The sequence below is a fragment of the Saccharothrix sp. CB00851 genome, assembly GCF_001905065.1.
Lineage (GTDB): Bacteria > Actinomycetota > Actinomycetes > Mycobacteriales > Pseudonocardiaceae > Actinosynnema.
In genome coordinates this window covers 76,179-96,526 of the sequence record NZ_LWLC01000032.1, presented here as the reverse complement: position 1 = coordinate 96,526, position 20,348 = coordinate 76,179, and the positions used below count along the sequence as shown (strand labels likewise).

The 20,348-nt window shown below is 70.7% G+C and carries 20 protein-coding genes; 9 read left to right on the top strand and 11 right to left on the bottom strand.

Going from position 1 to position 20,348, the window contains the following annotated elements; all coding sequences use genetic code 11:
- Window positions 1-254 precede the first annotated feature (254 nt).
- The 5 genes from A6A25_RS28340 to A6A25_RS28320 all read right to left on the bottom strand — a co-directional run bounded on the left by A6A25_RS28340 (window position 255) and on the right by A6A25_RS28320 (window position 7,705).
- Window positions 255-1,409, bottom strand: a complete 1,155-nt coding sequence (locus tag A6A25_RS28340; protein ID WP_380735062.1) for a sensor histidine kinase — start codon at window positions 1,407-1,409, stop codon at window positions 255-257.
- Complete coding sequence (locus A6A25_RS28335; protein ID WP_073895327.1) at window positions 1,406-2,092, bottom strand: response regulator transcription factor; 687 nt, start codon at window positions 2,090-2,092, stop codon at window positions 1,406-1,408. Before A6A25_RS28335 ends, A6A25_RS28340 begins: the two co-directional genes overlap by 4 nt.
- A 404-nt stretch (window positions 2,093-2,496) precedes the next feature.
- Window positions 2,497-4,395: a 1-deoxy-D-xylulose-5-phosphate synthase gene (gene dxs / locus A6A25_RS28330; protein WP_073895324.1), complete on the bottom strand. Its 1,899-nt coding sequence runs from the start codon at window positions 4,393-4,395 to the stop codon at window positions 2,497-2,499.
- A 74-nt stretch (window positions 4,396-4,469) separates the two neighbouring features.
- Complete coding sequence (locus tag A6A25_RS28325; protein ID WP_073895322.1) at window positions 4,470-5,699, bottom strand: class I SAM-dependent RNA methyltransferase; 1,230 nt, start codon at window positions 5,697-5,699, stop codon at window positions 4,470-4,472.
- Window positions 5,696-7,705 carry an APC family permease gene (locus A6A25_RS28320; RefSeq protein ID WP_073895320.1) on the bottom strand — a complete coding sequence of 670 codons (2,010 nt, stop codon included), beginning with the start codon at window positions 7,703-7,705 and terminating at the stop codon, window positions 5,696-5,698. The genes A6A25_RS28325 and A6A25_RS28320 overlap by 4 nt, the downstream gene beginning before the upstream one ends.
- Here A6A25_RS28320 and A6A25_RS28315 point away from each other — a divergent pair.
- Both A6A25_RS28315 and A6A25_RS28310 read left to right on the top strand, forming a co-directional pair.
- Window positions 7,614-8,450 carry a potassium channel family protein gene (locus tag A6A25_RS28315; RefSeq protein ID WP_380735058.1) on the top strand — a complete coding sequence of 279 codons (837 nt, stop codon included), beginning with the start codon at window positions 7,614-7,616 and terminating at the stop codon, window positions 8,448-8,450. The genes A6A25_RS28320 and A6A25_RS28315 overlap by 92 nt on opposite strands.
- Window positions 8,450-9,106: a potassium channel family protein gene (locus A6A25_RS28310; protein ID WP_073895316.1), complete on the top strand. Its 657-nt coding sequence runs from the start codon at window positions 8,450-8,452 to the stop codon at window positions 9,104-9,106. The genes A6A25_RS28315 and A6A25_RS28310 overlap by 1 nt, the downstream gene beginning before the upstream one ends.
- Window positions 9,107-9,463: 357 nt before the next feature.
- Here the strand turns inward: A6A25_RS28310 and A6A25_RS28305 are convergent, their stop codons facing one another.
- Both A6A25_RS28305 and A6A25_RS28300 read right to left on the bottom strand, forming a co-directional pair.
- On the bottom strand, window positions 9,464-10,228 hold the full coding sequence (locus A6A25_RS28305; protein WP_073895314.1) for a DUF3159 domain-containing protein: 765 nt from the start codon (window positions 10,226-10,228) through the stop codon (window positions 9,464-9,466).
- Window positions 10,225-10,602, bottom strand: a complete 378-nt coding sequence (locus tag A6A25_RS28300; RefSeq protein WP_073895313.1) for an OB-fold nucleic acid binding domain-containing protein — start codon at window positions 10,600-10,602, stop codon at window positions 10,225-10,227. Before A6A25_RS28300 ends, A6A25_RS28305 begins: the two co-directional genes overlap by 4 nt.
- A 105-nt stretch (window positions 10,603-10,707) precedes the next feature.
- Between A6A25_RS28300 and A6A25_RS28295 the strand changes: the two genes are divergently transcribed.
- The gene (locus A6A25_RS28295; protein WP_073895311.1) at window positions 10,708-11,409 is read left to right on the top strand and encodes an alpha/beta fold hydrolase; all 702 of its coding nucleotides are present in this window, start codon (window positions 10,708-10,710) and stop codon (window positions 11,407-11,409) included.
- Here the strand turns inward: A6A25_RS28295 and A6A25_RS28290 are convergent.
- The gene (locus tag A6A25_RS28290) at window positions 11,406-12,068 is read right to left on the bottom strand and encodes a DUF3710 domain-containing protein (RefSeq protein WP_073895346.1); all 663 of its coding nucleotides are present in this window, start codon (window positions 12,066-12,068) and stop codon (window positions 11,406-11,408) included. The two genes, A6A25_RS28295 and A6A25_RS28290, sit on opposite strands and share 4 nt — an antisense overlap.
- A gap of 5 nt (window positions 12,069-12,073) precedes the next feature.
- The gene (gene dut, locus A6A25_RS28285; protein WP_073895309.1) at window positions 12,074-12,541 is read right to left on the bottom strand and encodes a dUTP diphosphatase; all 468 of its coding nucleotides are present in this window, start codon (window positions 12,539-12,541) and stop codon (window positions 12,074-12,076) included.
- Between the two features lie 24 nt (window positions 12,542-12,565).
- Between dut and A6A25_RS28280 the strand changes: the two genes are divergently transcribed.
- On the top strand, window positions 12,566-13,030 hold the full coding sequence (locus A6A25_RS28280; RefSeq protein ID WP_073895307.1) for a DUF3093 domain-containing protein: 465 nt from the start codon (window positions 12,566-12,568) through the stop codon (window positions 13,028-13,030).
- A 162-nt stretch (window positions 13,031-13,192) separates the two neighbouring features.
- On the opposite strand, the gene A6A25_RS28275 is transcribed toward A6A25_RS28280, so the two are convergent.
- The gene (locus A6A25_RS28275) at window positions 13,193-13,492 is read right to left on the bottom strand and encodes a DUF4193 domain-containing protein (protein WP_053717171.1); all 300 of its coding nucleotides are present in this window, start codon (window positions 13,490-13,492) and stop codon (window positions 13,193-13,195) included.
- Window positions 13,493-13,922: 430 nt separating this feature from the next.
- Here A6A25_RS28275 and cei point away from each other — a divergent pair, with 430 nt between their 5' ends.
- Window positions 13,923-14,642, top strand: a complete 720-nt coding sequence (cei, locus tag A6A25_RS28270) for an envelope integrity protein Cei (protein WP_073895305.1) — start codon at window positions 13,923-13,925, stop codon at window positions 14,640-14,642.
- A gap of 161 nt (window positions 14,643-14,803) precedes the next feature.
- On the opposite strand, the gene A6A25_RS28265 is transcribed toward cei, so the two are convergent.
- Entirely contained in the window at window positions 14,804-15,604 is an 801-nt protein-coding gene (locus tag A6A25_RS28265) for an inositol monophosphatase family protein (protein ID WP_073895343.1), read from the bottom strand.
- 95 nt (window positions 15,605-15,699) lie between these two features.
- On the opposite strand from A6A25_RS28265, the gene ppgK reads away from it, so the two are divergent.
- The 4 genes from ppgK (at window position 15,700) to A6A25_RS28245 (ending at window position 20,230) form a co-directional block, all read left to right on the top strand.
- Window positions 15,700-16,461: a polyphosphate--glucose phosphotransferase gene (gene ppgK, locus A6A25_RS28260; protein WP_073895303.1), complete on the top strand. Its 762-nt coding sequence runs from the start codon at window positions 15,700-15,702 to the stop codon at window positions 16,459-16,461.
- Between the two features lie 170 nt (window positions 16,462-16,631).
- On the top strand, window positions 16,632-17,960 hold the full coding sequence (locus tag A6A25_RS28255) for an RNA polymerase sigma factor (protein ID WP_198932892.1): 1,329 nt from the start codon (window positions 16,632-16,634) through the stop codon (window positions 17,958-17,960).
- A gap of 181 nt (window positions 17,961-18,141) precedes the next feature.
- Complete coding sequence (locus A6A25_RS28250; RefSeq protein ID WP_073895299.1) at window positions 18,142-19,635, top strand: vanadium-dependent haloperoxidase; 1,494 nt, start codon at window positions 18,142-18,144, stop codon at window positions 19,633-19,635.
- A 415-nt stretch (window positions 19,636-20,050) separates the two neighbouring features.
- A complete protein-coding gene (locus A6A25_RS28245; protein WP_015800348.1) occupies window positions 20,051-20,230 on the top strand; it encodes a DUF7455 domain-containing protein in 180 nt (59 codons plus the stop codon).
- The last annotated feature ends 118 nt before the right edge of the window (window positions 20,231-20,348 follow it).

Here is a 20,348-nt window from a genome sequence, read left to right as displayed (position 1 = left end):
TACTGGCTATTCGGCACGCTGTTGAGTTCTCAAAGAACACGCGCTCACCGTCACTCGTCACCGGCAGGTGATTCGATCTGGGGCTTGATGTCCGCCGCGCTCCGTTCCGGTCTCTCTCCGGCCCGTTCCGCGCTGGCAGAGAGAAAGTTACACCCCGCCCAACGCGGAGACAAATCGGGGGTCCGGAGGCACGTCTGCGCAGGTAGTACCCCCTGCGGGAGCCCTCAAACCGGATCATGTGTGATCGGGACCACTCAGATGAGTTTTCCATGCGGCGTGGACGGGAGGTGCACGGCCACCGAGAGCCCCCCGCCGGGGACCGCCGTGGCGTGCACCTGACCCTCGTGAGCTGCGACGGCGGCCCGCACGATGGACAGCCCGAGCCCCGTGCCGGTGCGCGCGGTCCGGTCGGTGCCACCTCGGCGGAAGGGCTCGAACAGCTCCTCGACCCGGTCCGGCGCGATGACCTGCCCGGACGACGACACCCGCAGCAGGGTCCACTCCGGGCCGCCCTCGGTGCGCACCTCGATCCACCCACCGGGCACGTTGTGGCGCACGGCGTTCTCCAGCAGGTTGCCCGCGATGCGCTCCAGCAAGGCGGGGTCGCCCACGGCGGGCGCCGGGGCGGGCAGGAAGGACACCCGCAGCTGACGGTCCTCGGCCTCGGGCCGTGCGGCCCGCCACGCGGACTCGACCACGGCGTTGAGGTCCACCGGCTCCCGCACCGCCAACCCGAGCCCGTCGGTGCGGGCAAGTAGTAGCAACGCGCTGACCAGCTGCTCGGCCCGTTCCGTCGCGGCACGCACCACCCCCGCCATGCGGCGCAGCTCGGCCTCGTCGGCGTCCGGGTCGGAGAGGGTCACGTCCAGTTCCGTGCGGATGACGGCGAGCGGCGTGCGCAGTTCGTGGGAGGCGTTGGCGACGAACCGCCGTTGCGACTCGAACGCCGCCTGCAGCCGGTCGAGCATCTCGTCGAACGTGTCGGCCAGCTCGGCGACCTCGTCCCGCGGCCCGTCCAGGCGCAGCCGCTCACCGAGGGACTCGGCTGAGAGGCGGCGGGCCGCGTCGGTCACATCGTGCACGGGCTGCAGGACGCGACCGGTGATGGTCCACGCGAGCAGGGCGGCCGCGGCCACAACGCAGAGGAACGCGATCGAACCCGACCGCAGCACGTCGTCCCTGGCTTGTTCGCCGAGCAGGTCCATCAGCGCACCGGCGTCGACCTCACGGCCGTCCACGATGACGGTGCTGCCCTCGGCGAAGCGGGGCGAGGAGGCGATGACGCGGCCGACGAGCAGCCAGCCCAGTAGGAGCAGCAGGCCGCTGACGAACGCGACCAGACCGGTCGCGAGGAGGGTGAGCCGCGTCCGCAGCCCGGGTCCGCGCCTGCGGGCCAGCTCAGAGTTCAGCGTGGGCCTTCTTCGGGGAAACCTGCCGTGGGCACGCGGTAGCCGGAGCCGACCACCGTGTCGATGATGCCCGGTTCACCGAGCTTCTTGCGCAGCGTCATGACGGTGACGCGGACGGTGGTGGTGAACGGGTCGGCGTTCTCGTCCCACACGCGTTCCAGCAGCTCCTCGCTGGAGACCACGGAGCCCTTGGCCGCGAGCAGGACCTCCAGGACGCCGAACTCCTTGCGGGTCAGCTCCACGGGCTGGCCGGCGCGGCGCACCGTGCGGCGGGCGGGGTCGAGCTCGACGTCACGGGCGGTGAGCAGCGGCGGGGTGGCCGGGGTGGCGCGGCGGGCGAGGGCGCGGACGCGGGCGACCAGCTCGGGGAACGCGAACGGCTTGGCCAGGTAGTCGTCGGCGCCGAGGGAGAGCCCCGCGACGCGGTCGTCCACGCCGGCGCTCGCGGTGAGCATCATGACCCTGGTCAGGGCGCCGGAGCTGAGGATCTCCTTGCACAGCTCGTCGCCGGACATGCCGGGCAGGTCGCGGTCGAGCACGACCACGTCGTACCGGGTCACGGTCGACTTCTCGTGGCCGGTCTCGCCGTCGTAGGCGACGTCGACCGCCATACCTTCGCGCCGCAGGCCGCGCGCGATCGCGTCGGCCAGTGGCACCTCGTCCTCGACTACCAGGATCCGCACCCCACAAAGGTGCCACACATCCCTGAGAAGGTGCTTAGCGTGAAGCTGTCGGTGGGCTGTCGGTGGTGGGGGTCGAGGTCGACGGCCGGTGGGACCGGTCGAAAAGATCAAAAGCGTCCTCGCCGGACGGGCAGATCAGCAGGATGACATCCCCCGGTTCCGTTCGGGGTGTCGTTGCGTCGGGAACTGCTGTCGCGTTGTGGGTCCGGACTCCGTGTCATCCCACCGACCTCCCTCCGGGTTACCACACGCGTCAAGGGGGGCGCGGAGCCCACAGTGAAGTAGCAGGCAAAGGTGGACGCGCCCCCCTTGACACGTGCGGTAAGGCTGCGCCAGGTCGGCGGGATGACACGAAGCCCTCCTTTTGCGAGGAGGGCGTGGTGTCTCGCCGGCGGGCGGGAGGGTTACTTCTGGACGGTGGCGTCTACCTCGGTGGGTTCGGAGGCGACGACCCATTCGGTGATGCGGCGGGAGACGTCCTGGGCGGTCAGGCCGATGTCGGTGAGGACCTCGGTGCGGTCGCCGTGGTCTTGGAAGGTTTGCGGGATGGCCAGGTCGCGCAGTGGGGTGTCCACCGAGACGTCGCGCAGGGCGGCCGCCAGGGCCCAGCCGAAGCCGCCGTGCCGGCCGTTGTCCTCGACGGTGACCACGAGGCGGTGGTCGGCGGCCAGGGTGACCAGGTCGTCCGGGACCGGGAAGACCCAGCGGGGGTCGACGACGGTGACGCCGATGCCCTGGTCGGCGAGGCGTTGGGCGGCGGCGAGGCCTAGTTCGCCGAACGCGCCGACGGTGACGAGGAGGACGTCGGAGCCGGAGCGGTGGAGGACGTCGACCGTGCCGATCCGTTCGAGGGCGGGCAGGTCGGGGCCTACCGAGGCCTTCGGGTAGCGGACGACGGTGGGTGCGTCGGAGATGCGGACGGCTTCGCGGAGTTCTTCGCGCAGGGAGGCGGCGTCGCGGGGGGCGGCCACGTGGATGCCCGGGATGAGGCCGCAGATGGACAGGTCCCACATGCCGTGGTGGGAGGCGCCGTCCGGGCCGGTGATGCCGGCGCGGTCCAGGACGACGGTGACGCCCTGCTTGTGCATGGCGACGTCCATCAGGAGCTGGTCGAACGCCCTGTTGAGGAAGGTGGCGTAGATGGCGACCACCGGGTGCATGCCGCCCATGGCGAGGCCGGCGGCGGAGGTCATGGCGTGTTGTTCGGCGATGCCGACGTCGAAGCAGCGGTCCGGGTAGAGGCCCGCGAACTTGTCCAGGCCTGTCGGGCCGCGCATGGCGGCGGTGATGGCGACGAGGTCGGGGCGTTCGCCGCCGAGGGCCGCCAGTTCGTCGGCGAAGACGTGGGTCCAGGTGCGCTTGGACGGACCGATGTTCTCGCCGGTGATGGGGTCGATGACGCCGGTGGCGTGCATCTGGTCGGCCTCGTGGTTCTCGGCGGGTGCGAAGCCGTTGCCCTTGCGGGTGACGGTGTGCACGATCACGGGTCCGCCGAAGGACTTGGCGCGGCGCAGGGCCGATTCGAGGGCGGTGGTGTCGTGGCCGTCGACCGGGCCGATGTACTTGAGGCCGAGGTCTTCGAACATGGCCTGCGGGCTGAGCGCGTCCTTGATGCCGCGCTTGGCGGCGTGCAGGGCCGCGTAGACGGGCTTGCCGACGATCGGGGTGCCCTGGAGGGCGTTCTTGCCGCGTTCCAGGGCGCGCTCGTAGCCGGGCTGCAGGCGCAGTGACGACAGGTGGTCGGCCAGGCCGCCGATGGTGGGCGAGTAGGAGCGGCCGTTGTCGTTGACGACGATGACCACGGGGCGGTCGGTGCCGGAGGCGATGTTGTTGAGCGCCTCCCAGCACATGCCGCCGGTCAGGGCGCCGTCGCCGACGACCGCGACGACGTGCCTGCGCTGGCCGGTCAGCTGGTAGGCCTTGGCCAGGCCGTCGGCGTAGGAGAGCGCGGTCGAGGCGTGGCTGTTCTCCTCGACGTCGTGCTCGCTCTCGGCGCGGGAGGGGTAGCCGGAGAGGCCGCCCTTCTGGCGGAGGGTGTCGAAGCCGTCGCGGCGGCCGGTGAGGATCTTGTGCACGTAGCTCTGGTGACCGGTGTCGAAGACGACCGAGTCGTGCGGCGAGTCGAAGACCCGGTGCACGGCCATGGTCAGCTCGACCACACCGAGGTTGGGCCCGAGGTGCCCGCCGGTCCGGGAGACCTTGTCGACCAGGAAACGCCGGATCTCTTCGGCGAGCACGACCAGCTCGTCCGGCCCCAGCCGTTTCAGATCCGCCGGTCCGTGCACGGATTCCAGCAGCGTCACTCGCTCCACCTCGCCCTGTGGTTCGAATCCCCGATTCGTCCGGTCAGTCTACGGACCACGGACTGAGACGCCTGTCAGCGAGCGGGCTCCAGGAGGGCGACGCACTCGACGTGATGGGTCATCGGGAACGCGTCGAACGCTCTGAGCTGGGCCAACTCGTACCCGTGCTGGGCGAACGAGGCGATGTCGCGGGCCAGGGCGGCGGGGTCGCACGCGACGTAAACCACACGGGCGGGTCGGCTGCGGGCGATCGCGGTCACGACGACCTTGCCCGCGCCCTTGCGGGGCGGGTCGAGGACGACGACGTCGGGTGGCAGGTCGGTGAAGTCGGGTGAGCCGAGCACGTCCTCGGTGCGGCCCGCGTGCCAGCTGATGTTGGGGTGGTCGGAGAGGTTGAGCTTGCCGTCGGCGACAGCGCCGTGCGACGACTCGACCACGGCGACCGAGCCGTTGGGCCCCACCTGGTCGGCGAGGACGGAGGCGAACAGGCCGACGCCGCCGTAGAGGTCCCAGGCGCGGTCGCCGGGGCGGCAGTCGGCCCAGTCGCCGACGACCTTGGCGAAGGTGTCCGCGGCGGCCGGGTGGACCTGCCAGAAGCCGTCGGAGCGCAGGTTCCAGGTGCGGCCGGCGGCCAGTTCGGTGGCCGTGCCGCTGCCCTGGCGCAGGCGGGACGGTCCGGGCACGGGACGGCCGCGGCGGATGACCGGTGGGCCGATCTCGGTCAGGTGCGTCCGGCCGCCCGCGTCCCGGGTGACGACGAGTTCGGACTTGGCCGGCCAGGTGCGGTCGACCACGGTGTCCAGGGCGTTCGGGACGGCGATCACGCAGTCGTCGACCGGGATGACCTGGTGGCTGCGGTGGGCGCGGAAGCCGGGGCGTCCGTCGGGGCCCACGGCCAGGCGCATCCGGGTGCGCCAGTCCTCGGGGCCGCCGGGCAGGTCCTCGACAATGACCTCCCAGTCGAGCTTGGCCAGCCGGTGCAGCTGTTCGCTGACCACGGCGGCCTTGAGCTCGCGCTGCGCCTGCCAGGAGGCGTGCTGCCAGTCACAGCCGCCGCAGAGGCCGGGTCCGGCGAACCGGCACGGCGCCTGCACGCGGTCCGGTGACGCGTCCAGGATTTCCACGGCGTCTCCGCGGCAGAAGGAGCCGCCGGTGTCCTCGGTGATCCGCACGACCACCCGTTCGCCGGGCAGCGCGTGCCGGACGAAGACGACGCGGCCCTCGTGCCGGGCCACGCAGTGCCCGCCGTGGGCGACCGCGCCGACCTCGACCTCGATGAGCCGCTGCTTCCAGGTCGCCGTCACTTGCCGTCCTTGTCCTGGCCGCGGTTGTCCAGGCCGCGGCGGATCGCGCCGGGCGCGATCACGTCGTCCTTGTCGGTCACCTTCGAGGATGAGGCCAGCTGCCACGGCACGCTCGTCACCATCACGCCCGGCTGGAACAGCAGCCTGCCCTTGAGCCGCAGCGCGCTCTGGTTGTGCAGGAACTGCTCCCACCAGTGACCGACCACGTACTCCGGGATGAACACCGTCACCACGTCGCGCGGGTTGTCCGTGCGGACGCGCTTGACGTAGTCCAGGACCGGTTTGGTGATCTCGCGGTAGGGCGACTCGATCACCTTCAGCGGCACCTTGAAGTTCTCCTTCTCCCACTCCCGCACCAGGCGGCGGGTGTCGCCGTCGTCCACGTTCACGGTGACGGCCTCCAGGATGTCCGGTCGGGTCGCCTTCGCGTACGCCAGGGCGCGCAGGGTCGGCATGTGCAGCTTGGAGACGAGCACCATGGCGTGGTTGCGGGCGGGCAGCAGCTTCTGCCGCTCCTGCTGGCGCAGTTCCTCGGCGACCCGGTCGTAGTGCCGGCGGATCGCGGTCATCAGGGCGTAGAGGGCGGCCATCGCGGCGATCGCGATCCACGCTCCGTGGGTGAACTTGGTGATCAGCACGACGACCAGCACCGAGGCGGTGAGCGCGAGGCCGAACGCGTTGATCGCCTGCGAGCGGCGCATGCGGCTGCGCGCGGTCGGGTCGGTCTCGGTCTTGAGCTGCCGGGTCCAGTGCCGGACCATGCCGGTCTGGCTCATCGTGAACGACACGAACACGCCCACGATGTAGAGCTGGATGAGCTTGGTGACCTCCGCGTCGAACGCGATGACCAGCACGATCGCCGCGCCCGCGAGGAACACGATGCCGTTGCTGAACGCGAGCCGGTCGCCGCGGGTGTGCAGCTGGCGGGGCAGGTAGCGGTCCTGGGCGAGGATCGAGCCGAGCACCGGGAAGCCGTTGAACGCGGTGTTCGCGGCGAGCACCAGGATCAGCGCGGTGACGGTGGTGATGAAGAAGAACCCGACCGGGAAGCCCTCGAACACCGCACCCGCGATCTGGGCGACCATCGTCTTCTGCTCGTAGCCCTCGGGCGCGTTGACCAGCTGGTGGGCCGGGTCCTCGGCCATCTTCACGCCGGTGAGCTGGGCCAGCACGATCAGGCCCATCAGCATCGTGACCGCGATCAGGCCCATCAGCAGCAACGTGGTCGCCGCGTTGCGCGACTTCGGCTTGCGGAACGCGGGCACGCCGTTGCTGATCGCCTCGACGCCGGTCAGCGCCGCGCTGCCGGACGAGAAGGCGCGCAGCACGAGGAACACGAACGCCAGGCCCATCAGGTGGTCGTCCTCGGCGCGCAGCTCCAGGCCCGCGCTCTCGGCGCGCATCTCGTCGCCCATGATGAAGCCGCGGACCAGGCCGTAGCCGATCATGCCGAGGACGCCGACCATGAACGCGTAGGTCGGGATGGCGAACGCGCTGCCCGACTCGCGGATGCCGCGCAGGTTGATGGCGGTGAGCAGGACGATCGCGGCGACCGCGAACTCGGCCTTGTGGGTGGCGACGAACGGGATGGCCGAACCGATGTTCGCCGCCGCCGCCGAGATCGAGACGGCGACCGTGAGGATGTAGTCCACGAGCAGGGCGCTCGCCACGGTGAGACCCGCTCTGCGGCCCAGGTTGACCGTGGCGACCTCGTAGTCGCCGCCGCCGGAGGGGTAGGCGTGCACGTTCTGCCGGTAGCTCGCCACGACCGTGAGCATCACGACGACCACGGCCACACCCACCCACGGCGCCAGCGCGTAGGCCGACAGACCCGCCACCGAGAGCACGAGGAAGATCTCCTCGGGGGCGTAGGCCACGCTCGACATCGCGTCCGAGGCGAACACCGGCAGCGCTATGCGCTTGGGCAGGAGGGTGTGGGCTAGGCGATCGCTGCGGAAGGGCCTGCCGACGAGCAGGCGCTTGACCGCGGTTGCGAGCTTGGACACGGGTCGACAGCGTAAGGGGTCAGGTCCCCTGGTCGGAGTAATCGTGGGTAGGTTCTCCGTAGGCGTCGTTCAGGAGGCTTTCGTGCACGTGGTGATCATGGGCTGCGGCCGGGTGGGCTCGTCCCTGGCCAAGGCACTCGAACGCCTGGACCACCAGGTCGCGGTGATCGACAAGGACGCGCAGGCGTTCCGCAGGCTCGGCCACGACTTCCACGGCCAGCAGGTCGTGGGCAACGGTTTCGACCAGAAGGTGCTGATCGAGGCCGGGATCGAGCGGGCGGGCGCGTTCGCGGCGGTGAGCAGCGGCGACAACTCCAACATCATCTCGGCGCGGGTGGCGCGGGAGACGTTCGGGGTGGAGGCGGTGGTCGCGCGGATCTACGACGAGAAGCGCGCCGCGGTGTACGAGCGGCTCGGCATCCCGACCGTGGCGACCGTGCCGTGGTCCACCGACCGGTTCCTGAGGATGCTGCTGCCGGAGGGCACGGCGACGGCGTGGCGCGACCCGTCGGGGACGGTGGCCGTGCTGCCGCTGGAGCTGCACGAGGACTGGGTCGGGCGCACGGTGCGCGACCTGCAGGAGGCCACCGGGTGCCGGGTCGCGTTCGTGATGCGGTTCGGCACCGGGGTGCTGCCCGACTCGAAGACCGTCCTGCAGGCCGACGACCAGGTGTACGTGGCCGCCCTGTCCGGCACCGTGACCGACGTGGCCGCCGCCGCGGCCCACGCGCCCGAGGAGAGCTAGTGCGTATCGCCATTGCTGGGGCCGGCGCGGTGGGTCGTTCCATCGCGGCCGAGCTGGTGTCCGACGGGCACCAGGTGATGCTGATCGAACGCGACCGGAAGCACTTCGAGCCGCACACCGTGGAGCAGGCGGAGTGGGTGCAGGCCGACGCGTGCGAGTTGTCGTCGTTGGAAGACGCCGGGATGCAGCTGTGCGACGTCGTGATCGCCGCGACCGGTGACGACAAGGTCAACCTGGTGGTGTCGCTGCTGGCGAAGACCGAGTTCGCGGTGCGGCGCGTCGTGGCGCGGGTGAACGACCCGGCGAACGAGTGGCTGTTCACCGAGTCCTGGGGCGTGGACGTGGCCGTCTCGACGCCACGCATCCTGTCTGCGCTGGTCGAAGAGGCCGTCACGGTCGGTGACGTGGTGCGGCTGATGACCTTGCGCCAGGGTCAGGCCAACCTGGTGGAGATCACCCTGCCAGGTGACACTCCGTTGGCGGGATCCCCGGTGAACGGCTTGGCACTACCCCGCGACGCCGCCCTGGTCACGATCCTGCGAGGCGGCCGGGTGATCGTCCCGACGCCGGACGACACGCTGGAAGGCGGCGACGAACTCCTCTTCGTGGCCGCGGCGGACGTGGAGCGCGAGATTCGCTCGGCCCTGGGCTACTGAAACGCGGAACCGACCGGCGCCAGCGCGGGTTCAGGTGCGGCCGCGACGCCCTTCGGCCTTCACAAAGTAGGGCTTCGTGTCATCCCGCCGACCTGGCGCAGCCCTACCGCACGTGTCAAGGGGGCCTCGTGCCAGCGTTGCCTGATACTCCAACTTCGGGGCCCCCTTGACGCGTGTGGTAGCCCGGAGGGAGGTCGGTGGGATGACACGAAACCCGGACCCACAACGCAACAGCAGTTCCCGACGCAACGACACCCCGAACGGAACCGGGGGATGTCATCCTGCTGATCTGCCCGTCCGGCGAGGACGCTTTCAAGCTTTTCGAGCTTCTCCAGCTTCAGCCCGCACTGAACCGGGCTATCTGTCCTCGGCCCGAGTCGTCGCCGGCCGCTGCTCGGTCGCCGCGTCGAGCACCTGGTCGTAGATGTTCGGCTTGCCCTCGGCCTCAGCCTGCGCCCGGAGCCGTTCCTCAGCGGCCCGGTTCTCCTCCTCCTCACGGGCGAGGGCGGCCTTGATGCGCTTGTCCGAACGGCGCACCGCCCACACCGTGGCGACCAGGGCCACCGCCATCAACGGGTAGCCCATGGCCAGGCGCGCGGCCGCCAGCCAGCCCACCGACGCCTCGTCGTACAGCCACCGCTGCACGACGAACCGCGAGCAGAACACCAGCGCCCACACGAGCGTGGCGATGTCGTAGTCGCGGACGTTCGCCTTGTCCTTGCGCCACGCCGTGCCCTGGCCGTTGAGGAACGACCAGATCACGCCCGCCAGGGGCCATCTGACCAGGATCGATCCGATGAACACGCCGCCGTAGACGAGGCTCTGCCAGATGCCGAACAGGAAGAAGCCCTTGGCGTCACCGGTCCGGTAGGCGATGAACGCGGCGATGCCGACGCCGAAGACCGCCGAGACGGCCGGCTGGACCGAGCCCTTGCGCATGGCCAGCACGATGCCGATCACGACCGAGAACCCCAGCGCGCTCCAGATCGCGGGCATGAGCCCGGCGAAGGCATTGACCAGCACGAACACCACGACCGGCAACGAGGAGAACAGCAGGCCGCTCACGCCGCCCATCTGCTCGAGGAGGGTGGGCTGCTTCTCGGACTCGTTCACTTGTGTCATGAAGCGTTCTGCAACTCGTAGTAGGGGTTGTAGAGCACCTTGCGACCGTCCCTCACGGCGATCCGGCCCTTGGCCTTGATGGTGCGCCCGGGCTCGATGCCGGCGATGCGGCGACGGCCCAGCCAGACGAGCGTCACGCCCTCGGTGCCGTCGTACAGCTCCGCCTCCAGCGTGGCCGCGGCGTCACGGGGGCACAGCTCGACGCTGCGCAACCGGCCCAGCACCGTGACCTCCTGCCCGGACTTGCAGTCGCACGCGCGGATGGCACCGACGGCCTCGGCTTTTCGGGACAGGTCGTCAGCGTCCAACTCGTTCACGTCGGTGGTCAGCCGACGCACGAGGCGGCGCCAGTAGCCACCCCCAGTACCACTCATCCCCGACTCCTGGAATGCGCGGGGCCTCGACGACGAAGCCCGTCCAACAGCCAGCGTAACCGGGTGCACCCGACCGGGTATCCGACTGGGGGAGGATGTGACGTCATGAGATCGTCACGCGCAGTTCTGCTGCCGGGCACCGCGTCCGACGAGGTGTTCGTCTCCTCGGTGTTCGCGGGCCCCCTGGCCGAGGCGGGGTTCGCGCTGGTCGCGCCCGCTTCACGGGGTGTGCGTGAGCACTTCGAGGCGTTGGACGCCGCCTGGGACGGCACGCCGCTGGTCGTCGGAGGCGTGTCGCTGGGGGCCCACGTGGCGGCGGCGTGGGCGGTGCGGCATCCCGAGCGGTGCGCGGGGGTGCTGGTGGCGTTGCCCGCCTGGCACGGTCCGGCGGACGGCGCTCCGGCCGCGTCGGCGGCACGGGCCAGCGCGTCGCTGGTGGAGGCCGAAGGCGTCGAGACCGCGCTGACCGGCGTCGACGAGTGGCTTGGTGACGAGCTGCGGCGCGCGTGGCACCGGTACGGCTCGCGGCTCGTGGACGTGCTGAGGGAGGCGGCGGGGTCGACGGCGCCGACGTTGGCCGAGTTGGGCGGGCTCACGGCACCGGTGGGGGTCGCGGCCTGCACCGACGACCCCATTCACCCGTTGGGCGTCGCCCGGGAGTGGGTTGGCGCACTCCCCCGTGCCGCTCTGCGCACGACGACGCTGGCGGCGCTGGGCGCGGACCGGGAGTCCCTGGGCCGCGCCGCGCTCACCGCCTACCTCTCCGCCTCGGCGGAGGCGCCGGTCAAGCCCCGGCCTGGCGCCTAGCCCTGCTGCTGTTGCGCCTGGACGTGCCGGGCGATCGCCTCGGGCAGCTCGATCGGCAACGGCGTGCGCACCGGCATCGGCTGCTCGCCCCGCACCACGACCGTGTCCCGCATCAACGCGTAGAGCGCGTCGGTCGCCTTGAGGCCCTGTTCCTCCGTGGGCGCCGCCGCGATGCCGCGCAGCATCCAGCGCGGACCGTCCACGCCGACCACCCGGAGGTGCACCTCTTGCTGGGGGGCGTTCCTGCCCGGTGACGCCGAGGTGTTCCGGGCGATGATCTCCTCGCCCCAGTCGCCGTTCTCCCGCAGGATCCGGAACCCGTCGGACTTGAACTGCGCGATCATCTCGCCGCAGACCTCCGGCCACAGCCGGTCCGACTTCGGCGCGGCGAACGCGCTCACGGTGAGCTGGCCGACCGTCGTCAGCAGGTGCACCGCCCGCACCGCGCCCGCCGGGTCCATCTCGACCTGCAGCTGCGCGCCGTCGGGCACCGGCAGCCGGATCGAGCCGAGGTCCAGCCGGTTCAGGCCGTCGTTCGGGGCCTGCGACGAGTCGAACGGCCCGTCCTCGGGCTCCTCGACGCCGTCGAACTCGACCTCGGGTTGCGCCGTCCCCCGGTTCGCGGAGTGCCTACCGCGCTTGCGGCGCCTACCGAACATCGCCTTCACCCCTCCGTCCGGGCGAGCACGTCGTGCCCGCCTGTAGAGCCGTAGCCGCCCGCACCCCGCACGGACCCGGGCAGCTCGTCGACTTCGCGGAACACCGCGTGCTCCACCTTCTGCACCACCAGCTGGGCGATCCGGTCACCGCGCGTCAGCACTACGGGCTCGCGCAGGTCGTGGTTCACCAGGCACACCTTGATCTCGCCCCGGTAGCCCGCGTCGATCGTGCCCGGGGTGTTGACCACGCTCAGCCCGACGCGCGCGGCCAGGCCGGAGCGCGGGTGCACGAAACCGGCATACCCCTCCGGCAGCGCGATCGCGATACCTGTACCTACCACCGCGCGCTCCCCCGGTTCGATCACCACGTCGGTGGTGGTCACCAGGTCCGCGCCGGCATCACCCGGTCGGGCGTAGGCAGGGGGCGGCACGGCGGGATCGAGCCGGGACAACAGGACCTCGACGCTGGGCACGGCGCGCGAGACTACCCTGGTGGCGTGAGCGAGACTGCTGTGACCGCCCCGATCGCGTTCCGCGAGCGGTTGTACGTGCCCTGGTGGGGTTGGCCGTTGCCGCTGGCCGCGGCCGTGCTGCTGGCCGCCGAGATCCACATGGGCTTCCCCGGTGTGCGGTCGTGGCTGCCGTACGTGATCACCGTGCCGCTGGCGGTGCTGCTGATCGTGCGGATGGGTTCGGCGAAAGTCGAGGTGTCCGGCGGCGAGCTGCGGGTCGGCTCGGCGCACGTGCCGCTGGACCTGCTCGGCGAGGTCGAGGTGTTCGACGCGAAGTCCAAGCGGAAGGCGATGGGGCCGAACCTGGACCCGATGGCGTTCGTGACGCACCGCGGGTGGATCGGGCCGATGGTGCGGGTGCAGCTGCGGGACCCGGCGGACCCGACGCCGTACTGGCTGTTCAGCGTGCGTTCGGCGGAGAAGTTGGCGGCTTTGCTGCGCGACCGGTGAACCGCTGCCCGTGTCGCGTCAACGGGGACTGGGCGCCACCCCGGCGGTGGGGGTGAGCGCCCAGGTCTGGTCGTAGGTGCTGGATCGGTCGTGCGGTGGAACCGGTGTCGTGCGGTGGAACCGGTGGAGCTGTCGTGCGGGTTCGTGCCCGGTGGACGTGCCTCAGGCGCAGTCGCGGCAGATGTACTGGCCGTTGACTTCCTCGGCCAGCCTGCTGCGGTGGTGCACCAGGAAGCACTTCGAGCACGTGAACTCGTCCGCCTGCTTCGGCAGGACCTTGAACGTCAGCTCCTCACCGGACAGGTCGGCGCCCGGCAGCTCGAAGTTCTCGGCGGTCGCGTCCTCGTCGATGTCGACGACCCCGGACTGCGTTTCGTTGCGCCGCGCCTTCAGCTCCTCGAGGGAGTCCTCAGCGAGTTCGTCCGCCTCGCTGCGACGCGGTGCGTCGTAGTCGGTCGCCATACTTCTTTCACCCCTGCGGTCAACGGAGACTGTTCGTGTCGCTGGTTAACGCACCAGCGCCCCTATTTGTGCCCTCCGTCCCCAGTGACGGAGGTCTCGCTCGTGCGGCCGGGCGCCAACCCCCTGTTCGTCGACGCTTTCCGGTGTCCGGCGGTGCTCGGAGCGCGCAGAGGGTAGCTCATTGATCGGCGGGTCGCGCAGCGGGTTCCCCCTATTTGAGCAGACGGGTGACAGGCCCTTCCCACGCTGGCCAGATAGGCTTGGACGCGCGTCACCCACCCGGTGCTCCCGTGTTCCGCTGCCCGACGAGGGCGTTGACCGTCCGCGACCGGGTGATTGCGCCGCGCTACACCGACGCCCGAGACGCGGGACCGGGGAGCGCGGCATAGCCTGATCACTGTCAGCACCAGGCCAGGGGAGGTCGACGGACGTGGGACCCGGTACGGGTAGCAGCGGGTCGTCGCGGTACCGGAAGCGGAGGCCGTTGCCGGCGCTCATCCTGTTCCTGGTGCTCGCCGTGACGGCAGTCGTCGTGTGGAACCGCGTGCTGTCCGAGGCGGGGGACGTGGACGCGGCGATCAAGTGCAACCCGCCCGGCGGGGTGCCCGCGCCGACGTCGGGCGCGGCCGCCGCGCCCGCGGCCGAGCCACCGCCCGCGTTGGGCACGGTGCTCGGGCACGACGCGCTGGACCGGACCGACCCGGTGCCGGTCGGCCAGGTGCAGTTCCGGGTGTTCAACGCCAGCACGCAGCGCAACCAGGCGCGGTTCGTGGCGACGACGTTGACCGAGCTGGGGATGAAGCAGGCGGCCGAGCCGGACAACGACCCGGTGTACCCGGCGCAGGACATGACGTGCCGCGGCCAGATCCGGTTCGGTGCGCCCGGTGCCGGTGCGGCGCGGACGTTGAGCCTGGTCGAGCCGTGCCTGGAGCTGGTGCGCGACGAGCGCCAGGACGCGACGGTGGACGTGGCGATCGGGCAGAAGTTCGGCGAGGTGAAGCCGAACAGCGACGCCCGCAAGGTGCTCGACCAGCTGGCCGAGTGGGAGGTGCAGCAGCCGGAGCAGCAGGGCGGCCAGGCCGCCGAGGGCTCCACGCCGCTGTCGCTGAACGCCGACAACCTCAAGGGCGCCCGCGACATCCAGTGCTGACCGGCACCCCGCACGGGCCGGTTATCCATCAGCTGCGGAGTTGTCCACAACCTCGCCCACGGCGGGCGCCCGCTGTCGGTCCCCCGTGGTTGGATGAAATCCAGGGGTCCCCCTGCGCGGGGGACCCCGGCCGTGGCTCTGGTCGAGTGGTGTGACGCGGGTCAGACCTTGCCGAAGCCGCACTCCACCAGGGCGGTGAACAGGGCGTCGGCGATGCCCGGTGCGGCGGCGAAGGTGGCGTCCGCGCCCAGCTCCGGGGCTTCACCCGGCAGGTGGACCACGGCGCCCGCCTCCGACGCCAGCAGCGCACCCGCCGCCCAGTCCCAGCGACCCAGGGTGTGCTCGGCGTAGGCGTCCAGCCGACCGGCCGCCACGGCGCACAGGTCCAGCGACGCCGCACCGGCCCGCCGCATGTCCCGCACCCTGGTCGCCAGGCCCGCCCACGCGTCCGCCTGCCGCTGCCGCCGCTCCGCCCGGTAGGCGAAGCCGTAACCCAGAAGGGACAGATCCAATCGGGTGGCGTCGGACACCCGGAGCCGCCGGCCGTCCAGCCACGCCCCACCGCCCCGCGCCGCCGTCCACACCCGGCCGCTGACGGGTTCCACGACGGCACCCGCAACGGACGCCCCGTCGACCTGGGCGGCCACCGACACGGCGTAGTGCGGGATGCCGTAGAGGTAGTTCACCGTGCCGTCGATCGGGTCGACGACCCAGGTCAGGCCCTCGACAGCGGCACTGCCGCCCTCTTCCTCCCCGATCACCGGCTCACCCGGCCGCAGCTCGGCCAGCCGGGCTCGGACGAGCTGTTCGGACGCGCGGTCGGCAGCGGTCACCACGTCGGTGGCGCTGCTCTTGGTGTCGACATCGGTCACGGCGGCTTCGCGCATGGTCACGGCCAGCTCACCGGCCTCGCGGGCCACGAGCACGGCGACGTCGACCAATGAGCGCGGATCGAAACGCAACTGTTCCTCCTGCGTCACTCTCACGGGACTATCGGAGAACTGCAGGCTAATGTCTGCGGCCACGGTTACTGAATCGAGTAGGAAGGGCCACGGGGATGGGCATGACCCGCGGGTTCGGCGTGGACATCGGCGGTTCCGGCATCAAGGGCGGGCTCGTGGACCTCGAAGCGGGGGCGCTGGACGGTGAGCGCCTGCGCATCACCACGCCCCAGCCGTCGACCCCGGACGCGGTCGCCGACGTGGTCGCCGAGATCGTCGAGAAGTTCAACTGGGACGGCCCCGTCGGCGTCACCCTGCCGTGCGTGGTCAAGCACGGTGTCGCGCACTCCGCGGCCAACGTGGACAAGGCGTGGATCGGCACGGACGCCGCCGCCCTGTTCGCCGCCCGCCTCGGCAGGCCGACCGACCAGGTCGTGGTGCTCAACGACGCCGACGCCGCCGGTATCGCCGAGATGCGGTTCGGCTCCGGTGTCGGCCGGGACGGCCTGGTGGTGCTGCTGACCTTCGGCACGGGCATCGGCAGCGCCCTGTTCCTGGACGGCAAGCTCGTCCCCAACACCGAGTTCGGCCACCTCGAGGTGGACGGCCACGACGCGGAGAAGCGCGCGGCGGCCTCGGTGAAGGAGGACAAGGGCCTGACCTGGGCCGAGTGGACGCCCCGCGTGTCCCGGTACATCAACGTGCTGGAGGACCTGATCTGGCCGGACCTGGTGATCGCGGGCGGCGGTGTCAGCAAGAAGGCGGAGAAGTGGCTGCCGCTGCTGGAGGTGCGCACCGAGGTGGTGGCCGCCGCGCTCAAGAACGACGCGGGCATCGTGGGCGCCGCCGTGGCCGCCGCGCAAGGTCTCCGGCACTGATTTACGCAGCGTTCCACCTGCGAGAACGCGTGCCGGACCGGCTCGGAACACGCCGGGGCGCAACGGCACGCGATTCTCGTCGTTACAATGGAACGGTGCCCCGCTGACGAACGATCCGGCGGGGGATCCCCCGTACTCAGGCGACCGAGGTTCGCGCCCTTCGGTCGGCCTTGATCGACAGTCGCGAAAGGGCGTACGTGGCAGCCGCGAAGACGACTCAGGCAGCTCAGGCTGACGCCGAGGAGACGCCCAAGGCCACCTCGGCGAGGAAGGCCCCGGCGAAGAAGCCGGCGGCGAAGACCGCCGCGGCGGGAAAGACGGCCACGCGGGCGCCGCGCAAGACGGCCGCCAAGGCCGCCGCTGCCGCGCCCGGCAAGGTGAAGAAGGACGGCGAGGAGCCGGAAGACCTCGAAGGTGCTCCGGATGCCGAAGACCTGGTCGACGACGTCGAACTGATCGACGAGCCGGTCGAGGAGGAGCCCGCCGAGGAGGAGGCCAAGCCCGGCGAGGGCGACTTCGTCTGGGACGAGGAGGAGTCGGAGGCCCTGCGGCAGGCCCGCAAGGACGCCGAGCTCACCGCCTCGGCCGACTCGGTCCGCGCCTACCTCAAGCAGATCGGCAAGGTCGCCCTGCTCAACGCGGAGGAGGAGGTCGAGCTCGCCAAGCGCATCGAGGCCGGCCTCTACGCCGCCGAGCGGGTGCGCCGCGCCGAGGACGAGCAGGAGAAGCTGACCCCGCAGATGCGCCGTGACCTGCGGTGGATCGTGCGGGACGGTGAGCGGGCCAAGAACCACCTGCTGGAGGCGAACCTCCGCCTGGTGGTGTCGCTGGCCAAGCGCTACACGGGTCGTGGCATGGCGTTCCTGGACCTGATCCAGGAGGGCAACCTCGGCCTGATCCGCGCGGTGGAGAAGTTCGACTACACCAAGGGCTACAAGTTCTCCACGTACGCGACGTGGTGGATCCGCCAGGCGATCACCCGCGCGATGGCCGACCAGGCCCGCACCATCCGCATCCCGGTGCACATGGTCGAGGTCATCAACAAGCTGGGTCGCATCCAGCGCGAACTGCTCCAGGACCTCGGCCGCGAGCCCACCCCGGAGGAGCTCGCCAAGGAAATGGACATCACCCCGGAGAAGGTGCTGGAGATCCAGCAGTACGCCCGGGAGCCCATTTCGCTGGACCAGACGATCGGTGACGAGGGCGACAGCCAGCTCGGTGACTTCATTGAGGACTCCGAGGCCGTGGTCGCGGTGGACGCGGTGTCGTTCACGCTGCTGCAGGACCAGCTGCAGTCGGTGCTGGCGACGTTGTCCGAGCGCGAGGCGGGTGTGGTGCGGCTGCGGTTCGGCCTCACCGACGGCCAGCCGCGCACGCTGGACGAGATCGGCCAGGTCTACGGGGTGACCCGGGAGCGGATCCGGCAGATCGAGTCGAAGACGATGTCGAAGCTCCGGCACCCGTCGCGGTCGCAGGTGTTGCGCGACTACCTGGACTGACAGCCAGGCTGAAGATCACTCTGAGCCAGGGCCCCCTCGACCGTTCGGTTGAGGGGGCCCTGGTTTCTTGACCGTCCTTCACCCGATCGGACGCTGCCTTCGGTCACGCTCAGTGGTGTCCTGGTAGTGGCGCAGCCGCCGGGGGGCGGCACGGGGACGCGCCGACACCAGGGGGAAGTCCATGAGTGAACGTCGCACTGAAGCACGCCTGTCGCGCCTGGCCTCGGCCGACGCGCTGGACCGGCTGCCGTGGCCGGAGCACGTCAACAACGGCGAAGAGGGCGACTACCCGTACGTCGCCAACTACAGCAAGGGCCTGCCGCACGACGAAGTGGGCGAAGTGCGCCCCGAGGCGTACAACACGCTGCTGAGGGCGCTGGCCACCGGTCGGGCCGAGGACTTCGAGCGCATCCCGCTCGGCCGCGGCGTGAAGCTCACCAACCCGCAGTCCGGCCTGGCGTTCGACCTGGAGGGCCCGGACCCGCAGTCGCTCGCCATGCCGCCCGTGCCGCGCATCGACAGCGCGCGCCACTCCGCCGAGGCGGTGGAGCTGTACTGGATGGCCCTGACCCGGGACATCCCGTTCACCGCCTACGACGAGCACCCGTTGATCGCGCAGGCGGCGGCCGAGCTGTCGCGGTTGAGCGACTACCGGGCGCCGAAGGTCGACGGCCGCGTCACGCCGGCCACGATCTTCCGCGGTTCCACCCGCGGCGACCTGCGGGGGCCGTTCCTGTCGCAGTTCCTGCTGCGTGACGTCCAGTACGGCACGTTGCGCATCCCGCAGCTGCACGACACCGTGCGGCCGGACCGCGACTTCCTCACCGACTTCGAGGCGTGGCGCGCCGTGCAGGAGGGTGCGAGCACCCGGCCGATCAAGCGGGACCAGGTGAACCGCAGGTACCTGCGCAACGGCCGTGACGTGTCGAACTACGTGCACTTCGACGCGTTGTACGAGGCCTACCTCAACGCGGCGCTCATCCTGCTCGACCTGGGCGCGCCGGTGGACGCGGGCAACCCGTACCAGCACTCGGGCAACCAGATCGGGTTCGGCACCTACGGCGCGCCGCACCTGCTGTCGCTGGTGACCGAGGTGGCGACGCGGGCGTTGAAGGCGGTGTGGTTCCAGAAGTGGTTCGTGCACCGCAGGCTGCGGCCGGAGGCGTTCGGCGGCCGGGTCCACGCGCACCTGTCCGGGCTGCGGGAGTACGACATGATCGACCGCGAGGTGCTGGACTCCGAGGCGGTCAAGCTCACCTACGAGAAGCACGGCTCGTACCTGCTGCCGCAGGCGTTCCCGGAGGGCTCGCCGACGCACCCGTCGTACGGGTCGGGTCACGCGACCGTCGCCGGGGCTTGCGTCACGGTGCTGAAGGCGTGGTTCGACGAGTCGTGGGCGCTGCCCGACCCGGTCGTGCCCAACGCGGAGGGCACGGCCCTGGTGCCCTACACCGGCGGCGTCACGCTCACCGTGGGCGGCGAGCTGGACAAGGTGGCGGCGAACGTCGCGACGGCCCGGAACATGGCGGGCGTGCACTGGCGGTCGGACTTCACCGAGTCGATGCTCCTGGGCGAGGCGGTCGGCATCGGGGTGCTGCGCGACCACGTCCGGGTCAACCACGAGGACGCGTCGTTCGGCCTGACGCGGTTCGACGGGCGGCGCGTGACCATCTGAACGGGCGGTCGAACGGTCCGTGAACCGGACGGATCATGTCCGGATCGTGGAACCCGGTGCCGTGTTCGCTCTGGGCTGACCAAAGTGTTACCCGTCACACCGGCCGGTTCTGTGAACCCACCTTATGGAGCATCGGGGGTGCGTCGAACGCCGTATTCGCAGGTCGGAAAACCGTTGCCACGACAGCGGAACGTGAGCACGGGCGGATCGAACCGGTGGAACCGGCAGGTTCCGGGGGCCCGGACGCCGGGTAAATGACGAGTGACGCGGGTCGCCACGACTCAGGGAACACTGACTTACGCCCGTGCGTCTGCAAGAGTGGAAGCAGCGAACACGGCGCACCCGCCAGATGCGAAGTGGTCGCAGCTAGGTGTGAGGGCACCGATCCCCGGTGCCGGGACGGAGGGAGATTTCCATGACTACGACGCTCACCCGCCCCGCGTTGACCGCTGCCGACCGCTGCGACCGCTGCGGGGCTGCTGCCCAGGTTCGCGCCGTGCTCCCCTCCGGGGGCGAGTTGCTGTTCTGCGGGCACCACGCCCGTGAGCACAGCACCAAGCTGCGCGAACTCGCTGCCGAGCTGCAGCAGGGCTGAACACCACGAGTCCCGGCGGGGACTCGTAGCACCCTAGCCGTCCGGGGCGGGGATCCGACGAGGATCCCCGCCCCCCTCATTTTTCCGCGTCACACTTGCCGTGCCGTCGGCGATACTC